Here is a 19,044-nt window from a genome sequence, read left to right as displayed (position 1 = left end):
GGAGGTTCCGGGCGGGCCGCCGCCGGCCGTGAGCGCAGGGGTGCGGTCAGGTGGTGCCCGGTCCGCCGTCGGCGCCGCCGGGGAAGCCCGGAACCTTGCCGGTGAAGTCGCCGATGCCCTGGACGATCTTGTCCATCACGCCGAGGTCCGGCGCCTTGTCGGCGATGTCGAAGCCCAGGTGGACGGAGACCAGCGACTTGCCGTCGGCGGACGGGAAGACCACGGTCTCCACGTAGCCGTCGTTGCCCTTCACCGCGTCGACCTTCCAGCGGACTAGGTAGCCGTCCCGGCCGTCGACCTTGACCGCCTCCGACTTCAGCTCCTCGTGGGAGTTGAGGTCGTTGTACGACTCCTTGGCCGCCTTCTCGATGTCGGCCTTGGCCGCCGCCTGGACGTCGGTGCCACCGCTGATCCGGCCGCTGTTGGCGCCGCCGAGCGAGCAGGTGCCGCCGCCCTCGCAGGTGTACGAGCCCACGCTGAGCGCGGCGAAGCCGTCCTTGGTGGTGCCGCCCTCCCAGCCGGCCGGGACGGGCAGGGTGATCCGGTTCACCAGGTCGGCGGCGGTGCCGGTGCCCTTGCCGGACCCCTTGCCGTTGCCGCCGCCGTTCCCGTCGCCCTTGCCGTTCCCGCCGCCGCTGCCGTTACCGCCGCCATTGCCACCGCCGTTGCCGTCCGGGCCGCCGAACGGGCCGCCGAGATCGGGCAGGCCGCCCCAGCGGTCGTCGTCCGGCGGGGCCGGCCGGGCGTTGCGGTGCGAAACCCGCTTCTCCCCGTGGTCGTCCATCGCCAGGTAGGTGACACCGGACCCGACGGCCAGCCCGAGCAGCGCCGCCACCGCGGTCACGAGCACCAGCTTGGACGGCCTGCGCCGCGGCTTCGCGGGCGGCGGCACCGGGGCGCCGTAGGCGGCGTCGAAGGGAGGCGGCTCGGGGTAGCGGACCGCCGGCCCGCTGCCCAGCACCTCCCCCTCCAGCACCCGGGTCTCGGCGGTCGCGTCCGGCCCCGCAGCCGCGGCCGCCGGCTGCTCCGGCTGCTCCGGCTGCTCCGGCTGCTCCGCCTGTGCCGGCCGCTCCTGCTCCGGCTGCTCCGGCGGCGGGGCGTCCGAGGGCGCGGGCCGGGTGCTGGCCGTCCAGCCCTTGCCGTCCCACCAGCGCTGCGGCCTCGGCTCGCCGGTGTCCTTCGGGTCCGGGTACCACCCGGCGGGAATCTGCTCACTCACGACAGAGAATCTAAAGGCATCCGGATAAACGGGATATCAGCGCGGTGCCCAATTCCCGGCATTTTCCATGAGATTACGGTGAGAACGCGGGAACGGCCCCCGCCGCCCGGCCGCCCGGCCCCGGTGGCGGCCCTGCCGCGGCCGCTACTGCGGTGGCACGTAGGCGCCGGAGATGCCGCCGTCGACCAGGAACTCGCTCGCCGTGATGAAGGAGGAGTCGTCGCTGGCGAGGAAGGCGACCGCGGCGGCGATCTCCTCGGGCCGGGCGAACCGGCCGAGCGGGATGTGCACCAGCCGCCGGGCCGCCTGCTCCGGGTCCGCCGCGAACAGCTCGCGCAGCAGCGGCGTGTCCACCGGCCCGGGCGAGAGCGCGTTGACCCGGATGCCCTCGCGGGCGAACTGCACGCCCAGTTCGCGGGACATCGACACGACGCCGCCCATGGCGGCCGTGCGGGAGATCTGCGAGGTGGCCGAGCCCATCCGGGCCGCGAAGCCGGCGGTGTTGATGATCGAGCCGCGCCCGTGCCGCCGCATGTACGGCAGGGCCGCCTTGCAGCAGAGGTAGACGGAGGTCAGGTCGGCCTCCTGGACGCGCCGCCAGGCCTCCGGCCCGGTGGTCAGGATGGAGCCGTCCTCCGACGGCGAGACGCCCGCGTTGTTGAAGGCGACGTCCACACTGCCGTACGTCTCGTACGCCTCGTCGAAGAGCGCCTCGACCATGTACGGGTCGGTGACGTCGGTGTGCACGAAGAGGCCGCCGGCCTCCTTGGCGGCTGCCGTGCCGGACGCCTCGTCGAGGTCGGCGCAGACCACCTTCGCGCCCTCGGCCGCGAGCCGGTGCGCGGCGGCCCGGCCGATGCCGCTGCCCGCGCCGGTGACCACCGCGACGCGGCCGGCCAGGCGGCGGCAGACCGGGGCGTCCTGCCCGGGCTTGGGGGCCTTCTCGGTCATGCCGCTCCTCGCTCTCCTGCTCCGGGACGGGGACGTTCCCCGCGGGCCTCCGGTGCGCACCCGCACCGCTCACCACCGCACCGGCGCCGCCCGGCGCCGCACCCGCACCGCCCGGCTCCGCACCCGCACCGCCCGGCTCCGCTCACCCGCGCTCACATCCGCTCGAAGGAGCGGTAGCGCTCCCAGTCGGTGACGGCGCTGTCGTAGGCGGACTGCTCCACCCGGGCCATGTGCAGGTAGTGCTCGACCACGTCGGCGCCGAAGGCGGCGCGGGCCAGCTCGCTCTCCGCCCAGAGGTCGGCGGCCTCGCGCAGCGAGCCGGGCACCCGGGCGTACTCGTCGACGGCGTAGGCGTTGCCGAGGCAGGGCGCGGGCAGGTCGAGCTTCTCCTCCAGGCCGTGCAGACCGGCCGCGATCATGCCGGCCACCGCGAGGTACGGGTTGACGTCGCCGCCGGGCACCCGGTTCTCCATCCGCAGGCCCGGGCCGCGGCCGACCACCCGGTACGCGCAGGTGCGGTTGTCCCGGCCCCAGGCGACGGCGGTCGGGGCGAAGGAGCCGGGGCGGTAGCGCTTGTAGGAGTTGATGTTGGGCGCGTAGAGCAGGCTGAACTCGCGCAGCGCGACGAGCTGCCCGGCGAGGAAGTGCCGCATGGTGTCGGTCATCCGCCCGTCGCGGTCGGCGAAGACGGGGGCGCCGGGGCAGCCCGCCGGAGCGTCCGGGTCGTGCAGGTCGCGCAGCGACAGGTGGATGTGGCAGCTGTTGCCCTCGCGCTCGTTGTACTTGGCCATGAAGGTGAGCGCACACCCCTGCTGGGCGGCGATCTCCTTGGCCCCGGTCTTGTAGACGCTGTGCTGGTCGCAGGTGGTGAGCGCGTCGGCGTAGCGGAAGGCGATCTCGTGCTGGCCGAGGTTGGCCTCGCCCTTGGCGGACTCCACGATCAGACCGGCGCCGGCCATCTCGACCCGGATCCGGGAGAGCAGCGGCTCGACCCGGGCGGTGCCGAGCATCGAGTAGTCGACGTTGTACTGGTTGGCCGGCGTCAGGCCGCGGTAGCCGCCGAGCCAGGCCTGTTCGTAGCTGTCGCGGAAGAGCAGGAACTCCAGCTCGGTGCCGATGTCGGCGGCCAGCCCGTACTCGGCGAGCCGCTCGATCTGGCGGCGCAGCAGCTGCCGCGGTGCGGCCTCGACCGGGTGGCCGCCGTGCCGGGCCAGGTCGGCGGTGACCTGGGCGGTGCCGGGCTGCCAGGGGGTGAGCCGGAGGGTGGCGAGGTCCGGGCGCATGGCGAAGTCCCCGTAGCCCGTCTCCCAGGAGGACAGCGCGTAGCCGTCGACGGTGTTGAGGTCGATGTCGACGGCGAGCAGGTAGTCGCAGGCCTCGGCGCCGTGCTCGGCGACCTCGTCGAGGAAGTACCGCGCGGCGAAGCGCTTGCCCTGCAGCCGGCCCTGCATGTCGGTGAAGGCGAGCGCGACGGTGTGGATCTCGCCGGCGTCGACCAGGGTGCGCAGCTCGTGCAGGGTGAGCGGCGCGCGCCTGGGCGCGCCCGCGGCGGTGTTACCGGGCATGGCGCCGGGCATGGCGGAACCTCCTCGATCACGCAGCGAGATCAATCGGTCACAGCGAACCGTAAGGCCTGCCGGTGACAGCGCGGAAGAGGGCGGGCGGGTGTGGCGCGCCGAGAGCCGTGATTGACGGGGTACCGGGTGGTGCGGGTGGAGAATGCCCGCCATGAATCGCAGGCCTTTCATCGGCGTCAGCACCTATCTGGTGGACGCGAGTTGGAGTGACTGGCGGGACCGGCCGGTGGCCCTCGTGCCGGACCGGTACACCGCCTACGTGCGGAATTCGGGCGGGATCGTGGTGCTGCTGCCGCCGGACGCCCCGGAACGCGCGCCGGAGGTGGTCGCCCGGCTGGACGCGCTGGTCATCGCGGGCGGGCCGGACCTCGACCCGGCGTACTACGGGCAGCCGCGGCACCCGCGGACGGACGTGGACTCGCCGGAGCGGGACGTCTGGGAGTCGGCGCTGATCCGGGCGGCACTGGCGGCGGGCATGCCGCTGCTGGGGATCTGCCGGGGCATGCAGGTGCTGAACGTCGTCTGCGGCGGGACGCTCGTGCAGCACCTGCCGGACGTGGTCAGCCCGGACGTGCACGGCGGCACGCCCGGCAGGTACGGCGAGCACCCGGTGCGGCCGGTGCCCGGGACGCTGCTCGGCGGGCTGCTGCCGGAGAGCGAGCTGGTCGTGCCGACCTTCCACCACCAGGCGGTGGACCGGCTCGGCGACGGCCTGCGGGTGAGCGCGCACGCGCCGGACGGCACGATCGAGGCGGTGGAGGGGCCCGGCTTCACGCTGGGCGTGCAGTGGCACCCCGAACAGGGCGAGGACCTGCGGGTGATGCAGGCCCTCGTCCGGGCGGCGACGGCGGCCCGGACGGTGCCGCTGGAGGCGGTGGAGGCGGCCGTGCTCGGCTGAGCCGCAGCCGCCCGACGACCGGCCGGCCCCGGGGCGTCCGTCCCGGGGCCGGCCCCTGCCGAGCGGGCCGCCGAAGGAGGACCGTCCGGCCCCGCCTCAGGCGTGTCTGACAATTCGCGTCGGATCAGCGCGCGGCGTCGGGGTGCGTGCATCGCAAGGCGGAGGAGGAAGTCCATGCGGTGGGGGCACCTCCCGGCCGAAGGCTGGGGGCCATCGGCGACCGACGACAACGCGGCGTGGGGGTACCTCCCGGCCGAAGGCTGGGGGCGTGCGTGCCACGGCGTCGCGCGCCCGGCGGGAATTGTCAGACACGCCTCAGGCCACCGGCAGGCCGGCCGCCGCGGCGAGCACGCCGGCGACGCCCGCCGCGAGCAGGGCGGCCACCACGCCCCGGCGGGCGGCGACCAGCCAGAGCAGGGCGGCCGCCAGCACCCCCCACTGCCAGCCGTGCCCGAGCGCGGCGGCCAGCGGGACGGCCGAGCCCGCGATGGCGCCGATCACGGCCGGCCCGGCACCGGTGAGGAAGTCCTGCACCCGCCGGTCCGCCCGGAGCCGGTCGAAGTGCCGGCCGCCGAGGAGCACGAACAGGAAGGACGGCGCGAAGGCGACCGCCGCCGCCAGCAGCCCGCCGCCGATCCCGGCGGCCGCGTAGCCGACCACGGCGACGGTGTGCACCACCGGGCCGGGGGTGACCTGGCCGAGGGCGACGGCGTTGAGGAACTGTCCGTCCGTCATCCAGTGGTACCGGTGGACCGCGTCGCCCTGCATCAGCGGGATGATCACGAAGCCGCCGCCGTAGGAGAGCGCGCCCACCTTGAACGCCACCCAGGCCAGTGCACCGAGCCCGCCGACCGCGGGCAGGGCGGGAAGGGCGACGGCCCACGGCAGCACGGCGGGCCGCCCACGGCTCCGTCCGCGGGCCCGAACGGCGATCTCGGTCAGCCCGGAGGCGATCAGCACCAGCACCAGCCAGGGGCCGGTGAGGACCGCGGCGGCCGCACCCGCCAGCGCATACCCGGCCCAGCGGGCCCGGGCAGCCCGCTCCCGGCCCGTCCGGGTGAAGCTGGCCGGGACCAGCGAGGTGGCGGCCTGCACCGCGACCGCCGGGACGGCCGCACCGGCGCCGGCCGCCGCGCCGAGCACCCAGAGCGGCGGGTCGCCGGCCAGGAAGAGCACCGAGAGGGCGAGGATCAGCACCAGCCCCGGGGCGATGAAGCAGGCGCCGCCGACCAGCGCGCCGGGCGTGCCGCGCAGCCGCCAGGCGGTGAGGATGGCGAGCTGGGTGGACGCCGGGCCGGGCAGCAGGTTGGTGGCGGCGATCCCGTCCTCGAACTCGTCCGGGCCCAGCCACTTGCGCTGCTCCACGCAGAGCCGGCGCAGCAGCAGGATGTGCGCGGGCGGCCCGCCGAAGCCGAGCACGCCGATCCGGCCCCACTCCCGGGCGATCGTCCCGAGACCGACCCGTTTGGCCCGTTCCATGCTGCGTCTCCCCTGCTCAGCCGCGACTCGGCCCCCGCTCGGTGGCGGCGCGACGATACCGGACGGGGGTTACGGCGCGGCAATGACAACGGTCTCCAGTGCAGCCTTTGGATCTTCGTTCGATGTGAGGTTCACTTCGGGTGCAGGGCAGTTGCACCCCCTTCCGCTATCCCCGTGCGTCCAGGAGAGGACTTCGATGGCCGGGCACGAGCATTCCCATGATGATCATGCGCATGACCACGGGCACGCCCCCCGGAGCGGTGGCCGCGGCGGTCACGGCCACGGTCATGGTCATGGTGGAGGGCACGGCGGGCACTCGCACGGCGTCGCCGCCGACGCCGACCGCCGCTGGCTGCTGAGCGCACTCGCCCTGATCGTGCTGTTCATGGCCGGCGAGGTCGTGGTCGGCTTCGCCGCCCAGTCGCTGGCCCTGATCTCCGACGCCGCGCACATGCTCACCGACGCCGCCTCGATCGTGCTCGCGCTGGTGGCGATGCGGCTGGCCGCCCGCCCGGCCCGCGGCGGGTACACGTACGGGCTGAAGCGGGCCGAGATCCTCTCCGCCCAGGCCAACGGCGTCACCCTGCTGGTGCTGTCGGCCTGGCTCGGCTACGAGTCGGTCACCCGGCTGATCGAGCCGCCCGACGTGACCGGCTCCCTGGTGCTGGTCACCGCCCTGGCCGGGATCGTGGTCAACCTGGCCGCCGCCTGGTGCATGTCCAAGGCCAACCGCTCCTCGCTCAACGTCGAGGGCGCCTTCCAGCACGTGCTCACCGACCTGTACGCCTTCATCGCCACCGCCGTCGCCGGTGTGGTCATGCTGACCACCGGCTTGACCCAGGCCGACGCGATCGCCTCGCTGATCGTGGTGGCGCTGATGCTGAAGGCCGGCATCGGCCTGGTCCGCGACTCCGGGCGGATCTTCCTGGAGGCCGCGCCGGCCGGCATCGACCCGGACGCGGTGGCCGACCGGCTGGTGGCCCAGCCGCTGGTCGAGGAGATCCACGACCTGCACATCTGGGAGATCACCTCCAACCAGCCGGCCCTCTCGGCGCACATCCTGGTCACCCCGGGCGGCGACTGCCACGCCGTCCGCCGCGCGCTGCAGCGCCGGCTGGCGGGCGAGTACGGGATCACCCACAGCACGCTCCAGGTCGACCACGTCGGCGAGGACGAGGCGGGCGCGCTGCTCCAGATCACCACCCCGGGCGAGCCGGTCCCCGACCACTGTGCCGACGCGCACGGCCCGGTCCACCGCGCCGGACCGCACGAACACTGAGAACCGGGTGTCCGTCGGCGCGGTGCGGCATGATCTGACGCGTGACCGCACCGCGACTGATGCTGCTCGACTCCGCCAGCCTGTACTTCCGGGCCTACTTCGGCGTGCCGGACTCCCTGCGTTCCCCGCAGGGCGAGCCGGTCAACGCCGTCCGGGGCCTGCTGGACTTCATCGCCCGGCTGGTCCAGGACCACCGGCCCGACCAGTTGGTCGCCTGCATGGACGCCGACTGGCGCCCGCAGTGGCGGGTGGACCTCGTCCCCTCCTACAAGACGCACCGGGTCGCCGAGGCGGCCGAGGACGGCGAGGAGGAGGTGCCCGACACGCTCGCCCCGCAGGTGCCGGTGATCGAGCAGGTGCTCGACGCCCTCGGCATCGCCCGGGTCGGCTCCCCCGGCTACGAGGCGGACGACGTGATCGGCACCCTGACCGCCCGGGCGGAGGGCCCGGTGCAGATCGTCACCGGCGACCGCGACCTCTTCCAGCTGGTCGACGACGCCCGGCGGATCACCGTGCTCTACCCCGTCAAGGGCATGGGCAACCTCCAGGTCACCGACGACGCACTGCTGCTGGAGAAGTACGGCGTGCGCGGCGCCCAGTACGCCGACATGGCCGCCCTGCGCGGGGACCCGAGCGACGGCCTGCCCGGCGTCAAGGGCATCGGCGAGAAGACCGCCGCCCAGCTGATCCACGAGTACGGCGACCTCGCGGGCATCCGGGCCGCCGCCCTCGACATCGGCTCGAAGCTCACCCCGGCCCGCCGGCGCAACCTCGTCGAGGGCTCGGCCTACCTGGACGTCGCCCCGACGGTGGTCCGGGTCGCCGCTGACGCCCCGCTGCCGGACTTCGACCCGTCGCTGCCGCACGAGCCGCTGGACCCGATGACCCTGGAGGAGCTCTCCGCCCGCTGGGGCCTCGGCACCTCCCTGGACCGCCTGCTGTCCGTCCTGACCGGCTGATCCGGCCGGCCCCGGGCACGTCGGGGGCGGCCCGGCGGACGCGGGAGGGCCCGCCCGGGACGATCCCGGGCGGGCCCTCCTGCCGCTGCGGCTAGCCCACCGAGGAGTAGGCGATGATGCCGCGGCGCATGCCGTCCACCGCCTTGCGGGCGGTCTTACGCAGCTCGGCGTCCCCGCCGGCGGCGTCCTGGATCTGGCCGAGCACGTCGATCAGCTGCTTCGTCCAGCGGACGAAGTCGCCGGCCGGCATGTCGGCGTCGCGCAGCACCTGGTCCAGGTTGTGGCCGAGCGCCCAGCGGTAGGCGGCCCAGGCGAAGCCGAGGTCGGGCTCGCGCTGGCCGACGCCCTCGGCCGTGTTGATCCGGTGCTGCTCCTCCAGGGCGTCCAGGTGGCCCCAGATCCGGACCATCTGGCCGAGCGCCTCCTTGGCCTTGCCCTCGGGCACCCGGGGGGCGGCGGCGTCGTCGGACTGGCGGGCCTCGTAGACCAGCGCCGAGGCGCAGGCGGCCAGCTCGGCGGCGGCCAGGCCGTTCCAGACGCCCTCGCGGATGCACTCGGAGGCGAGCAGGTCGAGCTCGCCGTAGAGCCGGCCGAGCCGCCGGCCGTCCTCGGTGACGGTGTCGCCCTGCAGGTAGCCGAGGTCGGTGAGCAGGCCGCAGACCCGGTCGAAGGTGCGGGCGATGGTGTGGGTGCGGGAGCGCATCCGGCGCTCCAGCTGTTCGGTGTCGCGGTGCAGCCGGTGGTAGCGCTCGGCCCAGCGGGCGTGGTCCTCGCGCTCGTCGCAGCCGTGGCACGGGTGCTGGCGCAGCGCGGCGCGCAGCCGGGTGATCTCGGGGTCGTCGGCGGCGGCCGCGCGGCCGCGGCGGAACCGCTCGGGCTCCAGGTGGCCGGCCTTGGTGCGCAGCGCGGAGGCGAGGTCGCGCCGGGACTGCGGGCTGCGCGGGTTGAAGGACTTGGGGATCCGCAGCCGCTCGACGGCGGCGACCGGGTGCGGGAAGTCGATCATCGCGAGCCGCTTGACCTGCCGCTCGGCGGTGAGCACGACCGGGCGCGGGCCGTCCTGGTAGTCCGGGTGGCGGCCGCCGTTGCGCCCGTTGCGGCTGACCGGCGGCAGGCCCGGGTCGAGGACGAGCGCGAGGCCGGCGAACTTGCCGGTCGGGACGTGGATGACGTCGCCCGGCTTGAGCTGCTCGATGGACTCGACGGCGGCGGCGCGGCGCTGGCTGGTGCCTTCGCGGGCGAGGTCGTTCTCGCGGTCCTTGAGCTGCCGCCGCAGGTCCATGTACTCGTCGAAGTCGCCGAGGTGGCAGGTCATCGACGCGCGGTAGCCCTCCAGCCCCTCCTCGTTGCGCTGGACCTGGCGGGCGATGCCGACCACCGAGCGGTCCGCCTGGAACTGCGCGAACGACGTCTCCAGCAGTTCGCGGGAGCGGTGCCGGCCGAACTGGGAGACCAGGTTGACGGCCATGTTGTAGGACGGCCGGAAGGAGGACTTCAGCGGGTAGGTGCGGGTGCCGGCCAGGCCGGCCAGCGCCTCCGGGTCGAGGCCGCGCTGCCAGAGCACCACGGCGTGGCCCTCGACGTCGATGCCGCGCCGCCCGGCCCGGCCGGTGAGCTGGGTGTACTCGCCGGGGGTGATGTCGGCGTGGGTCTCGCCGTTCCACTTGACCAGCTTCTCCATGACCACCGAGCGGGCGGGCATGTTGATGCCGAGCGCCAGGGTCTCGGTCGCGAAGACGGCCTTGACCAGGCCCTTCACGAAGAGCTCCTCGACCACCTCCTTGAACCGGGGCAGCATTCCGGCGTGGTGGGCGGCGATGCCGCGCTCCAGCCCGTCCAGCCACTCGAAGTAGCCGAGGACGTGCAGGTCCTCGTCGGGGATGTCGGCGCAGCGCTCCTCGACGATGGTGCGGACCCTGGCCCGGTCCTCCTCCTTGTTGAGCCGCAGGCCGGAGGAGAGGCACTGCTGGACGGCGGCCTCGCAGCCGGCCCGGCTGAAGATGAAGGTGATCGCGGGCAGCAGGCCCTCGGCGTCGAGGCGGTCGATGACGTCGACCCGGCCCGGCGTCCAGACCCGGCCGGGGCGGCCGTTGGGCATGGAGCGGCCGCGGCCTCGGCCGAACCGGTCGCGCGGGTTGCGGTCCAGCTCGGAGCGGGCGAGCCGGACGAGCTCGGGGTTGACCGCCTTGGCCGGGTTGCGCGGGGCGTCCTTGGGCCGGCCGTCGCGGTCGGGGTTGGCGAACAGGTCGTACATCCGGTTGCCGGCCATCACGTGCTGCCAGAGCGGCACGGGCCTGGTCTCGGAGACGATCACCTTGGTGCCGCCGCGCACGGTGTCCAGCCAGTCGCCGAACTCCTCGGCGTTGGAGACGGTGGCCGAGAGCGAGACCAGGGTGACGGACTCCGGGAGGTGGATGATGACCTCCTCCCAGACGGCGCCGCGGAACCGGTCGGCGAGGTAGTGCACCTCGTCCATGACCACGTAGCCGAGGCCGTCCAGCGTGCTGGAGCCCGCGTAGAGCATGTTGCGCAGCACCTCGGTGGTCATCACGACCACGGGGGCGTCGCCGTTGACCGAGTTGTCGCCGGTCAGCAGGCCGACCTTGGCGGCGCCGTAGCGCTTGACCAGGTCGCCGTACTTCTGGTTCGACAGGGCCTTGATCGGTGTGGTGTAGAAGCACTTGCGCCCGCCCTGGAGGGCGAGGTGCACGGCGAACTCGCCGACGATGGTCTTGCCGGAGCCGGTGGGCGCCGCGACCAGGACGCCCGAGCCCTCCTCCAGGGCCCGGCAGGCCTCGACCTGGAAGTCGTCCAGCTCGAAGTCGTACAGCTGCTGGAAGCCGTACAGGGCGGTGGCCTGCTCCTTGGCCCGGCGGCGGAAGGCCGCGTACGCCTCGGCGGGGCTGGGCTCCCGGTCTTCGGAAGGCTCGGGCAGAGGGGTGTTCATCGCCGTCCGGGTGTGGTTGGTGTGATCTCGCATCTCAGCGAGAGGTTACCCGGGAGGACTGACATCGATAGCACCGTTTTTCGGGACCCCGGATCAGTTCTCTCTCACATCCATAGTTGCAAATGTCTTCAAGCAGACGCCGAATGGTCGCGAAACGATCGTTCTCCGCCCTGATTCGAACGTCTCCGGTCATCCCCGGTGAACCTGCGCCCGGCTCCCTACATTCGGTCCCACAGCCACCACGCACGGGAGTCCCCCGGCTACAGGAGGAGAAGACGATGGCGAACCTGGAGACCTCGCTCAAGGAGGCCATGGCGATCGAGGGCGCGATCGGCGTCGCCCTGGTCGACTACGGCAGCGGCATGGCCCTCGGCTCCCTCGGCGACGGCGGCGGGCTGGACCTCAACGTCGCCGCCGCCGGCAACACCGACGTGGTCCGCGCCAAGATGCGGGCCATGGATCTGCTCAACCTGCAGGACAACGAGATCGAGGACATCCTGGTCACCCTGACCAGCCAGTACCACCTGCTGCGGCCGCTCACCATGCCGAACGGCCGCGGGCTCTTCCTCTTCCTCGCGCTCAACCGCACCCGCTCCAACCTCGCGATGGCCCGCCACCACCTCAAGCGGATCGAGGTCGGGCTGGAGATCTGAACGCAGCGGGCACCGAAGGAGGGAATGCCGTGGGGGTCGCGCTCTACCAGGCCAAGGCCGAGTTCTTCCGGATGCTCGGCCACCCCGTCCGGATCCGGGTCCTGGAACTGCTCCAGGCCGGACCGACACCCGTACGGGAGCTGCTGGCCGATCTGGAGATCGAACCGTCCAGCCTCTCCCAGCAGCTCGCCGTCCTGCGCCGGTCGGGCATCGTCACCGCCAGCCGCGAGGGCAGCACGGTGGTGTACGCCCTGGCCGGCGCCGAGGTCGCGGACCTGCTCCGGACCGCCCGGCGGATCCTCACCGGGCTGATCGACGACCGGAACGTGCTGCTCGCGGAGCTGCGCGCGGACGGCCCCGACCAGGGCCTCTGACGGACAGCCCCTAACGCCCCGCCAGCAGCCCGGCCAGCCCGTCCGCCAGCCGCTCGTACTCGTGCGCCCGGTTGTACAGCTGCGCGCTCACCCGCAGCACCCCGCCGCCCGGCCAGGGGCGCACCACCGTGCGGATGGCGTGCCGCCGCCACAGCTCCGCCATCAGCGCCACGGCCGCCTCGTCGGCCTCGCCGTGGCCGGCGGGCAGCCGCAGTGCCCGCATCGCGACGCCCGGGGTGGCGGGCAGCGGCTCCAGGCCGAGACGCCCGGCCAGGACGGCCTGGCCGTGCGCGGCCAGCCGTTCGTTGTGCCGGCGCACCCGGTCGGCACCCAGGCCGTGCAGCAGGTCGAACCCGGCCGGGGCGGCCAGCCAGGGCGTGTAGTCGTACGTGCCGCGCCACTCCACGCTGGCCGGGAAGCCGCGGTGGTGCTCCCAGGAGAGGGCCAGCGGGCGGACCCTTCCGGACCACTCCGGGCGGACGGCGAGCACGCCGGTGGCCCGCGGCGCGAAGGCCCACTTGTGCAGGTTGCCGAACCAGAAGTCGGCGTCCGGCTCGACCGGTGCGGCCAGCATGCCCGGGGCGTGAGCCCCGTCCACCACCGTCGTCACCCCGCGCCCGCGCAGGGCGGCGAGCAGGGCCGGCCCGGCGATCCGGCGGGCGGTGGGCGAGCTGAGCTGGTCGAGGACGGCGAGCACCGTCCGGCCGTCGCAGCCGGCGAGGACGGCGTCCCGGACGGCGTCCTCGTCCGGGGCGTCCAGCGGCAGGCGGACGGTGCACACCTCGGCGCCGGCCTCCGCGGCGCGCCGCCGGACGGCCTCGGTGACGGCGCCGTACCCGTGGTCGGTCACCAGGACCCGGTCGCCGGGCGCGAGCGGGACGCTGTCCAGGGCGACCGCGACCGCCTCGGTGACGTTGGCGACCAGGGCGAGCCGGTCCGGGCCGGTGCCCAGCTCGGCGGCCAGCCGGGTGCGGGCGGCGGCGACCCGCCCGGGCAGGCCGGCGAAGAAGCCGTCCGGGTCCCGCTCCTGCTCCGCCCGGAGCCGTTCCTGCACCCGCTGCACCGGGACGGGCACGGTGCCGTACGAGCCGTGGTTGAGGTGGACCACCGCCGGGTCCAGGGTGAACAGGCCGTCGGTGCCGGGCAGCGGCGCCGGCGGTCCGTCGGTCCGCAGGTCGTCGATCACTTCGCCTCCATGAGGATGATCCTAGCGTAGTGGTGTGTGACATTTCACATGTCGTACTACTGGTCCGGGTGGCGCCGCGCGGCGAACATCGGGGCCGTGACCATCACCGACCCCTACCTCTCCCTCAGCGCCCGTACCGGCCGCTTCGGCTTCGGCGCTCCGCGTGCGACCGTCCTCGGCCAGGACGGTACCCGGATGCTGCTGCTCCGCTCCACCGGCCCCGAGGACCAGGTCGACCGGCTCCACCTGCTCGACCTGGCCACCGGCGAGGAGCGGCTCGTCGCCGACCCCGGCGCCCTCGTCCACGGCCGCACCGGCGACCCGGCCGCCCTCCCCGACACCGAGCGCCGGCTGCGCGAGCGGATCCGGCTGACCGCCGCCGGCATCGGCTCCTACGCGGCCACCGCCGACCTCGGAGTCGCCGCCTTCACCCTCGACGGACGGCTCTTCCGCGCCGACACCGCCGCCGGCACCTGCACCGAACTCCCGGTCGCCGGGCCCGCCTTCGACCCCCGCCCGGACGCCACCGGGGCACGGATCGCCTACGTCGCCGACGACGCCCTGTACGTCACCCCCGGCACCGAGCCGCTCAGCCCCGCCGACGGCGCCCGCTGGGGCGTCGCCGAGTTCGCCGCCGCCGAGGAGCTGGGCCGCTCGCGCGGCCACTGGTGGCGCCCCGACGGTGGCGCGCTGCTGGCCGCCCGGGTGGACGAGTCCGCCCTGCCCCGCCGCTACTTCGCCGACCCGGCCCGCCCGGACGAGCAGCCCGAGGACTTCGCCTACCCGCAGGCCGGCGGGCCCAACGCGGACGTCCAGCTCTGGGTCCTCGGCCTCGACGGCGGCAGGGTCCGGCTCCGCTGGGACGCCGCGGAGTTCCCCTACCTCTGCGCCGCCGAGTGGGCGGGTCCGGAGGAGGTGCTGCTCACCGTCGCCGACCGGCTCCAGCAGCACGTGCTGCTGCTCTCCGCCGACCCGGCCACCGGCACGACCACCGAACTCTCGCGCACCAGCGACGAGTTCTGGGTGGACGACCTGCCCGGCACGCCGGCCCGGCTGGACGACGGCCGGCTGCTCACCGTCCACGACACCCCCGGGGCCCGCGGCCTGGCCCTGGACGGCAAGCCGCTGGACACCACCGGGCTGCAGATCCGCCGGGTGGTCGGGCGGCTGCACGGCCGGCTGCTCTGCGAGACCGGCGAGGGCGACCCGTTCGACCAGCACGTCCACCTGGTCGACCCGGACGGCGGCCCGGCCGAGCGGCTCAGCTCCGGCCCCGGCCTGCACACCGCACTCGCCGCCGGCGACACCCTACTGCTCACCTCCGCCGGACCGGACGGCGTCCGCCGCACCGTCCGCCACGCCGGCGGCGAACGCGAACTCACCGACCTCGCCGCCACACTGCCGTACCGGGTCGAGCCGCGGCTGGCCCGGGTCACCGAACGCGCCCTGCCCACCGCGGTGGTGTACCCGCGCGACCACGTGCCCGGCCGGCGGCTGCCCGTCCTGCTGGACGTCTACGGCGGGCCCGGCTACCAGGCGGTGGCCAACGAGCCGCGCCGCTGGCAGCTCAAGCAGTGGTGGGCCGACCAGGGCTTCGCCGTCGTCACCACCGACAACGGCGGCACCCCGTTCGTCTCCCCCGCCTTCACCCGGACGATCTTCCGCCGGTTCTCCCAGGTGGCGCTGGACGACCAGATCGCCGCGCTGCGGGCGCTCGGCGCCACCCACCCGGACCTGGACCTCGGCCGGGTCGGCGTCCGCGGCTGGTCCTACGGCGGGTACTTCGCGGCGCTCGCCGTGCTGCGCCGTCCGGACGTGTTCCACGCCGCCTGCGCGGGCGCCCCGCCCACCGACTTCCGCCGGTACGACACCGCGTACACCGAGCGCTACCTCGGCCTGCCGCAGCAGAACCCCGAGGGCTACGCGGCGGACGCGCTGATCGCCGACGCCCCGTCACTCACCCGTCCGCTGCTGCTGATCCACGGCCTGGCCGACGACAACGTGCACCCCTCGCACACCCTGCTGCTCTCCCAGGCGCTCACCCGGGCCGGCCGCCCGCACAGCGTGCTGCCGCTGCCGGGCGTCACCCACATGACCCCGGGCGGGGTGCAGGAGCACCTGGCCCAGGCCGAACTCGCGTTCCTGCGGGCTTCCTTGGGCTGACCCGTTGTGCGGCGGCGAGCCCGCCTGCCAGACTCCCGCCGTGATCGGCGCCCCGCCGGGGCGCCGCACGGAACGGGGAGGACGGACGGATGAGGATCAGCAGACCGGGCCCGGTCGCACAGCGGCAGTGGACCCCGGTGACCGTCGTCAACGGCGGGCTCGCCTTCGCCCTGGAGCTGGGCCTGCTGGCGGCGCTCTGCTACTGGGGCTTCAGGACCGGCACCGGGACGGCCACCCGGATCCTGCTCGGGGTGGGCGCGCCGGCGCTCGCCGGGCTCACCTGGGGCCTGTTCCTGGCCGCCGGCGGGCCGGCCTTCCGGCTGCCGCTCGCCGCGGAGATCGCCGTCAAGCTGGCGGTCTTCGCGATCGGCGCCCTGGCCCTGCACGCCGCCGGGCGGACCACCCTGGGGCTGGCGTTCGGGGCGCTGGCCCTGGTCAGCGTGCTCGTGGAGTACACCGCCGGCTGACCGCGCCGGCCCGCACGCGCCGCACGACCACCTCGGTCGTGCGGCGCTTCCGCGTCCGGGCCCGGACCGGGCGGGCGCTCCGGCCGAACACGGGCAGCGGGCCCCGTCCGCCATCTTCCGTGTGACCCATGACATGTGAAATATTACCTGCGCTCCCCGACCGTCGGTCGTCCCTCCGACCACCCCACCGTCCGGAAAGGACCGGTCAGTTGCGCAGAATGTCCGCGGCACTCGCGGCCGCGCTCACCACGAGCGCGATAGCGGCCACCCTCCTCGGCACCCCCGCCCAGGCCGCTCCCCCCTCCCCCGCCACCACGACGGCCGTCACCGCCCAGGCCGCCGCGGAAGGCGGCGCCGAGGCCCCGCCCGGCCCGCTCGCGCCGCAGGAGCGCGAACGCCAGTCGCTCCGCGCCAAGGCGCTGGAGCAGCTCAACAAGGGCGCCGTGGCGAAGACCGCGGAGAAGCGCGCCCCCGCCAAGGTGAAGATCGGCAACGACTACGTCCAGCTCGCGCAGCAGCGCAAGGACAAGGTCTTCGTCATCCTCGCCCAGTTCGGCGACCAGGTGGACGACACCACCCTGTACAACGGCCAGCCCCGCTACGGCGGCACGCCCGGCCCGCGGCACAACACCATCCCTGAGCCCGGCAGGAGCGACAACCACACGCTCTGGAGCCCCGACTTCAGCCGCGACCACTACCAGAAGATGTTCTTCGACGACGCACCCGGCGCGGTCTCGATGCGCAACTACTACCGCACCCAGTCCTCCGGCCGGTACGACCTCGACGGCACGGTCAGCGACTGGGTCACCGTGCCCTACAACGAGGCGCGCTACGGCAGCAACAAGGGCCCGCAGGGCTCCGGCGCCTGGACCCAGGCCCAGGAGTTCGTCCGCGACGCGGTCAAGGCCTGGTACGACGGCGAGATCGCCAAGGGCCGCACCGCCGCCGACGTGAAGGCCGAGCTGGCCCAGTACGACGTCTACGACCGCTACGACCACGACAAGAACGGCGAGTTCGACGAGCCCGACGGCTACCTGGACAACGTGATCGTGGTGCACGCCGGCGTCGACGAGACCTGGGGCGGCGGCGCCCAGGGCGCCGACGCGCTGTGGGCGCACCGCAGCTGGACCTTCCCGGACCCGGCCGGCCAGACCGGCCCGGCCGGCAACCGGATCGGCGGCGCGCCCGTCGGCGACACCGGCCTGTACGTCTACGACTACGTGCAGGCGGGCGAGAACAGCGGAGTCGGCCTGTTCTCCCACGAGTTCGGCCACAACCTCGGCCTGCCCGACCTGTACAGCACCAGCGGCGGCGACAACAGCGTCAACTTCTGGTCGCTGATGTCCTCCGGCTCGTACCTCGGCAAGGGGCGGAACACCACCGGCGGCTACCCCGGTGACCTCGACGCCTGGAGCAAGCTGCAGTTCGGCTGGCTCGACTACGACGAGGCGCAGGCCGCCACCCGCTCCAGCCACGCCCTCGGGGTCAGCGGCTACAACACCGACCAGGCGCAGGCCGTCCTGGTCCACCTGCCCGACGGCACCACCAGCACCGACCTGGCCGACCCGTACCAGGGCGGGAAGCAGTGGTGGAGCGACACCGGCGACAACCTGGACAACGCGCTGGCCCGCACGGTCGACCTGCGCACGGTGAGCGGCCCGGTCACCCTGACCGCGGCCGCCTGGTACGACATCGAGCAGGACTACGACTTCCTGTCCGTCGAGGCCTCCGCCGACGAGGGCAAGTCCTGGAAGCCCCTCGGCGGCACCGTCGACGGCGTGCCGATCGGCAACACCAGCGCCAACACGCCCGGCCTGAGCGGAACTTCGGGCGCGTACCGGCAGCTGTCCATCCCGCTGGACGAGTACGCCGGCCGGCAGGTGCGGCTGCGGTTCCACGTCACCTCGGACGGCAACACGCACGGCAGGGGCGTGCTGGTCGACGCCGTCCGGATCGCCGCGGGCGCCACCGAGCTGTTCGCCGACGGCGCCGAGAACGGTGCCGCCGGCTGGACCGCCACCGGGTTCACCACGATCACCGGCCGCACCGCGGTCAAGCAGCACCCGCGCGCCTACCTGGTCGAGAACCGCCGGTACACCGGCTACGGCGCCTTCCTGAAGACCGGCCCGTACAACTTCGGGTACACCGGCGTCGACGGCAAGAAGGACATCGTCGACACCTATCCCTACCAGGAGGGCGTGCTGATCTGGCTCTGGGACACCGGGTACGGCGACAACAACACCAAGGACCACCCGGGCGGCGGCCTGATCCTGCCGGTCGACGCGCACCCCGCGCCGATCCGGTTCACCGACGGCACGCTGGTCAACGGCCGCGCGCAGACCTACGACGCGACCTTCTCGCTGAAGCCGACCACCGCGTTCACCCTGCACAAGGGCGGCGTCCCGGTCCGGATCGGCAGCGAACCGGCCGTCCCGGTCTTCAACGACCGCACCGGCGTCTACTCCGACCCGGCCACCCCGCAGCTCGGGGTGAAGGTGCCGGACACCAACACGAAGATCGAGGTGGTGCGCGAGGCCCAGGGCGGCCGGATCACCACCGTCCGGGTGGGCCCGGCCTCCTGAGGCCCGGCCCTCCCCGGCACGCCACGGGCGCCCCGCCTCCCCCTGCCGCAGGGGGAGGCGGGGCGCTCCGGTGTGCTCCGGTGTCCCGACGGGCACCGGCGATCCCCCGGCCGGCCCGTCCGGGCGCCCGGGGGCGAGCCGAACCGGCCCGGCCGTGACGGGAGTTCACCGCCCCGCCGTCCGCCCCGGACACACGCCTGCACGGACACCCGCCGCACGGCGCCGGACGGCACCGCTCGCCGGACCCCGGGCAGCACGAAGGCGCGCACCGGGCTGGTGCGCGCCTTCGTGGAACCCGGTCGGGCGCGGC

The 19,044-nt window shown here is 74.1% G+C and carries 14 protein-coding genes; 8 read left to right on the top strand and 6 right to left on the bottom strand.

The window, feature by feature from the left end; translation table 11 throughout:
* Nucleotides 1–46 precede the first annotated feature (46 nt).
* From ABZ885_RS09875 to ABZ885_RS09865, 3 genes are all read right to left on the bottom strand, one after another.
* On the bottom strand, nt 47–1,219 hold the full coding sequence (locus tag ABZ885_RS09875) for a DUF2510 domain-containing protein (protein ID WP_360185718.1): 1,173 nt from the start codon (nt 1,217–1,219) through the stop codon (nt 47–49).
* 144 nt (nt 1,220–1,363) lie between these two features.
* Nucleotides 1,364–2,170 carry a 3-oxoacyl-ACP reductase gene (locus ABZ885_RS09870; protein WP_360185715.1) on the bottom strand — a complete coding sequence of 269 codons (807 nt, stop codon included), beginning with the start codon at nt 2,168–2,170 and terminating at the stop codon, nt 1,364–1,366.
* A gap of 152 nt (nt 2,171–2,322) precedes the next feature.
* Nucleotides 2,323–3,735 carry a glutamine synthetase family protein gene (locus ABZ885_RS09865; RefSeq protein WP_360185735.1) on the bottom strand — a complete coding sequence of 471 codons (1,413 nt, stop codon included), beginning with the start codon at nt 3,733–3,735 and terminating at the stop codon, nt 2,323–2,325.
* Between the two features lie 163 nt (nt 3,736–3,898).
* Here ABZ885_RS09865 and ABZ885_RS09860 point away from each other — a divergent pair, with 163 nt between their 5' ends.
* Nucleotides 3,899–4,645, top strand: coding sequence for a gamma-glutamyl-gamma-aminobutyrate hydrolase family protein (locus tag ABZ885_RS09860; protein ID WP_360185712.1), 747 nt, complete (start codon nt 3,899–3,901; stop codon nt 4,643–4,645).
* A gap of 315 nt (nt 4,646–4,960) precedes the next feature.
* Here ABZ885_RS09860 and chrA read toward each other — a convergent pair whose 3' ends face one another.
* A complete protein-coding gene (gene chrA, locus ABZ885_RS09855) occupies nt 4,961–6,124 on the bottom strand; it encodes a chromate efflux transporter (RefSeq protein ID WP_360185709.1) in 1,164 nt (387 codons plus the stop codon).
* Between the two features lie 196 nt (nt 6,125–6,320).
* Here chrA and ABZ885_RS09850 point away from each other — a divergent pair, with 196 nt between their 5' ends.
* The gene (locus ABZ885_RS09850; RefSeq protein WP_360185706.1) at nt 6,321–7,403 is read left to right on the top strand and encodes a cation diffusion facilitator family transporter; all 1,083 of its coding nucleotides are present in this window, start codon (nt 6,321–6,323) and stop codon (nt 7,401–7,403) included.
* 59 nt (nt 7,404–7,462) lie between these two features.
* On the top strand, nt 7,463–8,362 hold the full coding sequence (locus ABZ885_RS09845) for a 5'-3' exonuclease (RefSeq protein ID WP_360185732.1): 900 nt from the start codon (nt 7,463–7,465) through the stop codon (nt 8,360–8,362).
* A 91-nt stretch (nt 8,363–8,453) separates the two neighbouring features.
* Here ABZ885_RS09845 and ABZ885_RS09840 read toward each other — a convergent pair whose 3' ends face one another.
* Nucleotides 8,454–11,309 (bottom strand): DEAD/DEAH box helicase, encoded by a 2,856-nt coding sequence (locus tag ABZ885_RS09840; RefSeq protein ID WP_360185729.1) that lies wholly within the window; start codon nt 11,307–11,309, stop codon nt 8,454–8,456.
* 278 nt (nt 11,310–11,587) lie between these two features.
* Here ABZ885_RS09840 and ABZ885_RS09835 point away from each other — a divergent pair, with 278 nt between their 5' ends.
* Nucleotides 11,588–11,962, top strand: a complete 375-nt coding sequence (locus ABZ885_RS09835) for a hypothetical protein (RefSeq protein WP_360185704.1) — start codon at nt 11,588–11,590, stop codon at nt 11,960–11,962.
* A 29-nt stretch (nt 11,963–11,991) separates the two neighbouring features.
* Nucleotides 11,992–12,336 carry a metalloregulator ArsR/SmtB family transcription factor gene (locus ABZ885_RS09830; protein WP_360185701.1) on the top strand — a complete coding sequence of 115 codons (345 nt, stop codon included), beginning with the start codon at nt 11,992–11,994 and terminating at the stop codon, nt 12,334–12,336.
* A 10-nt stretch (nt 12,337–12,346) separates the two neighbouring features.
* Here ABZ885_RS09830 and ABZ885_RS09825 read toward each other — a convergent pair whose 3' ends face one another.
* Complete coding sequence (locus ABZ885_RS09825) at nt 12,347–13,522, bottom strand: aminotransferase class V-fold PLP-dependent enzyme (protein WP_360185698.1); 1,176 nt, start codon at nt 13,520–13,522, stop codon at nt 12,347–12,349.
* A gap of 96 nt (nt 13,523–13,618) precedes the next feature.
* Between ABZ885_RS09825 and ABZ885_RS09820 the strand changes: the two genes are divergently transcribed.
* From ABZ885_RS09820 to ABZ885_RS09810, 3 genes are all read left to right on the top strand, one after another.
* Complete coding sequence (locus tag ABZ885_RS09820; RefSeq protein ID WP_360185695.1) at nt 13,619–15,685, top strand: prolyl oligopeptidase family serine peptidase; 2,067 nt, start codon at nt 13,619–13,621, stop codon at nt 15,683–15,685.
* An 89-nt stretch (nt 15,686–15,774) separates the two neighbouring features.
* Nucleotides 15,775–16,152 (top strand): YrdB family protein, encoded by a 378-nt coding sequence (locus ABZ885_RS09815; protein ID WP_360185692.1) that lies wholly within the window; start codon nt 15,775–15,777, stop codon nt 16,150–16,152.
* A gap of 218 nt (nt 16,153–16,370) precedes the next feature.
* Nucleotides 16,371–18,734 (top strand): immune inhibitor A domain-containing protein, encoded by a 2,364-nt coding sequence (locus tag ABZ885_RS09810; RefSeq protein ID WP_360185726.1) that lies wholly within the window; start codon nt 16,371–16,373, stop codon nt 18,732–18,734.
* The last annotated feature ends 310 nt before the right edge of the window (nt 18,735–19,044 follow it).

The organism is Kitasatospora sp. NPDC047058 (assembly GCF_040643935.1).
Classification (GTDB): domain Bacteria; phylum Actinomycetota; class Actinomycetes; order Streptomycetales; family Streptomycetaceae; genus Kitasatospora.
The sequence above is the reverse complement of the archived record's forward strand: the minus strand, read 5'-3'. Positions and strand labels throughout refer to the sequence as shown.

Bases quoted from the DNA above. Each gene is read 5' to 3' on its own strand.
- ABZ885_RS09870 (WP_360185715.1), bottom strand. From the start codon at position 2,170: ATGACCGAGAAGGCCCCCAAGCCCGGGCAGGACGCCCCGGTCTGCCGC.
- ABZ885_RS09865 (WP_360185735.1), bottom strand. From the start codon at position 3,735: ATGCCCGGTAACACCGCCGCGGGCGCGCCCAGGCGCGCGCCGCTCACC.
- ABZ885_RS09860 (WP_360185712.1), top strand. From the start codon at position 3,899: ATGAATCGCAGGCCTTTCATCGGCGTCAGCACCTATCTGGTGGACGCG.
- chrA (WP_360185709.1), bottom strand. From the start codon at position 6,124: ATGGAACGGGCCAAACGGGTCGGTCTCGGGACGATCGCCCGGGAGTGG.
- ABZ885_RS09850 (WP_360185706.1), top strand. From the start codon at position 6,321: ATGGCCGGGCACGAGCATTCCCATGATGATCATGCGCATGACCACGGG.
- ABZ885_RS09845 (WP_360185732.1), top strand. From the start codon at position 7,463: ATGCTGCTCGACTCCGCCAGCCTGTACTTCCGGGCCTACTTCGGCGTG.
- ABZ885_RS09840 (WP_360185729.1), bottom strand. From the start codon at position 11,309: ATGAACACCCCTCTGCCCGAGCCTTCCGAAGACCGGGAGCCCAGCCCC.
- ABZ885_RS09835 (WP_360185704.1), top strand. From the start codon at position 11,588: ATGGCGAACCTGGAGACCTCGCTCAAGGAGGCCATGGCGATCGAGGGC.
- ABZ885_RS09815 (WP_360185692.1), top strand. From the start codon at position 15,775: ATGAGGATCAGCAGACCGGGCCCGGTCGCACAGCGGCAGTGGACCCCG.
- ABZ885_RS09810 (WP_360185726.1), top strand. From the start codon at position 16,371: ATGTCCGCGGCACTCGCGGCCGCGCTCACCACGAGCGCGATAGCGGCC.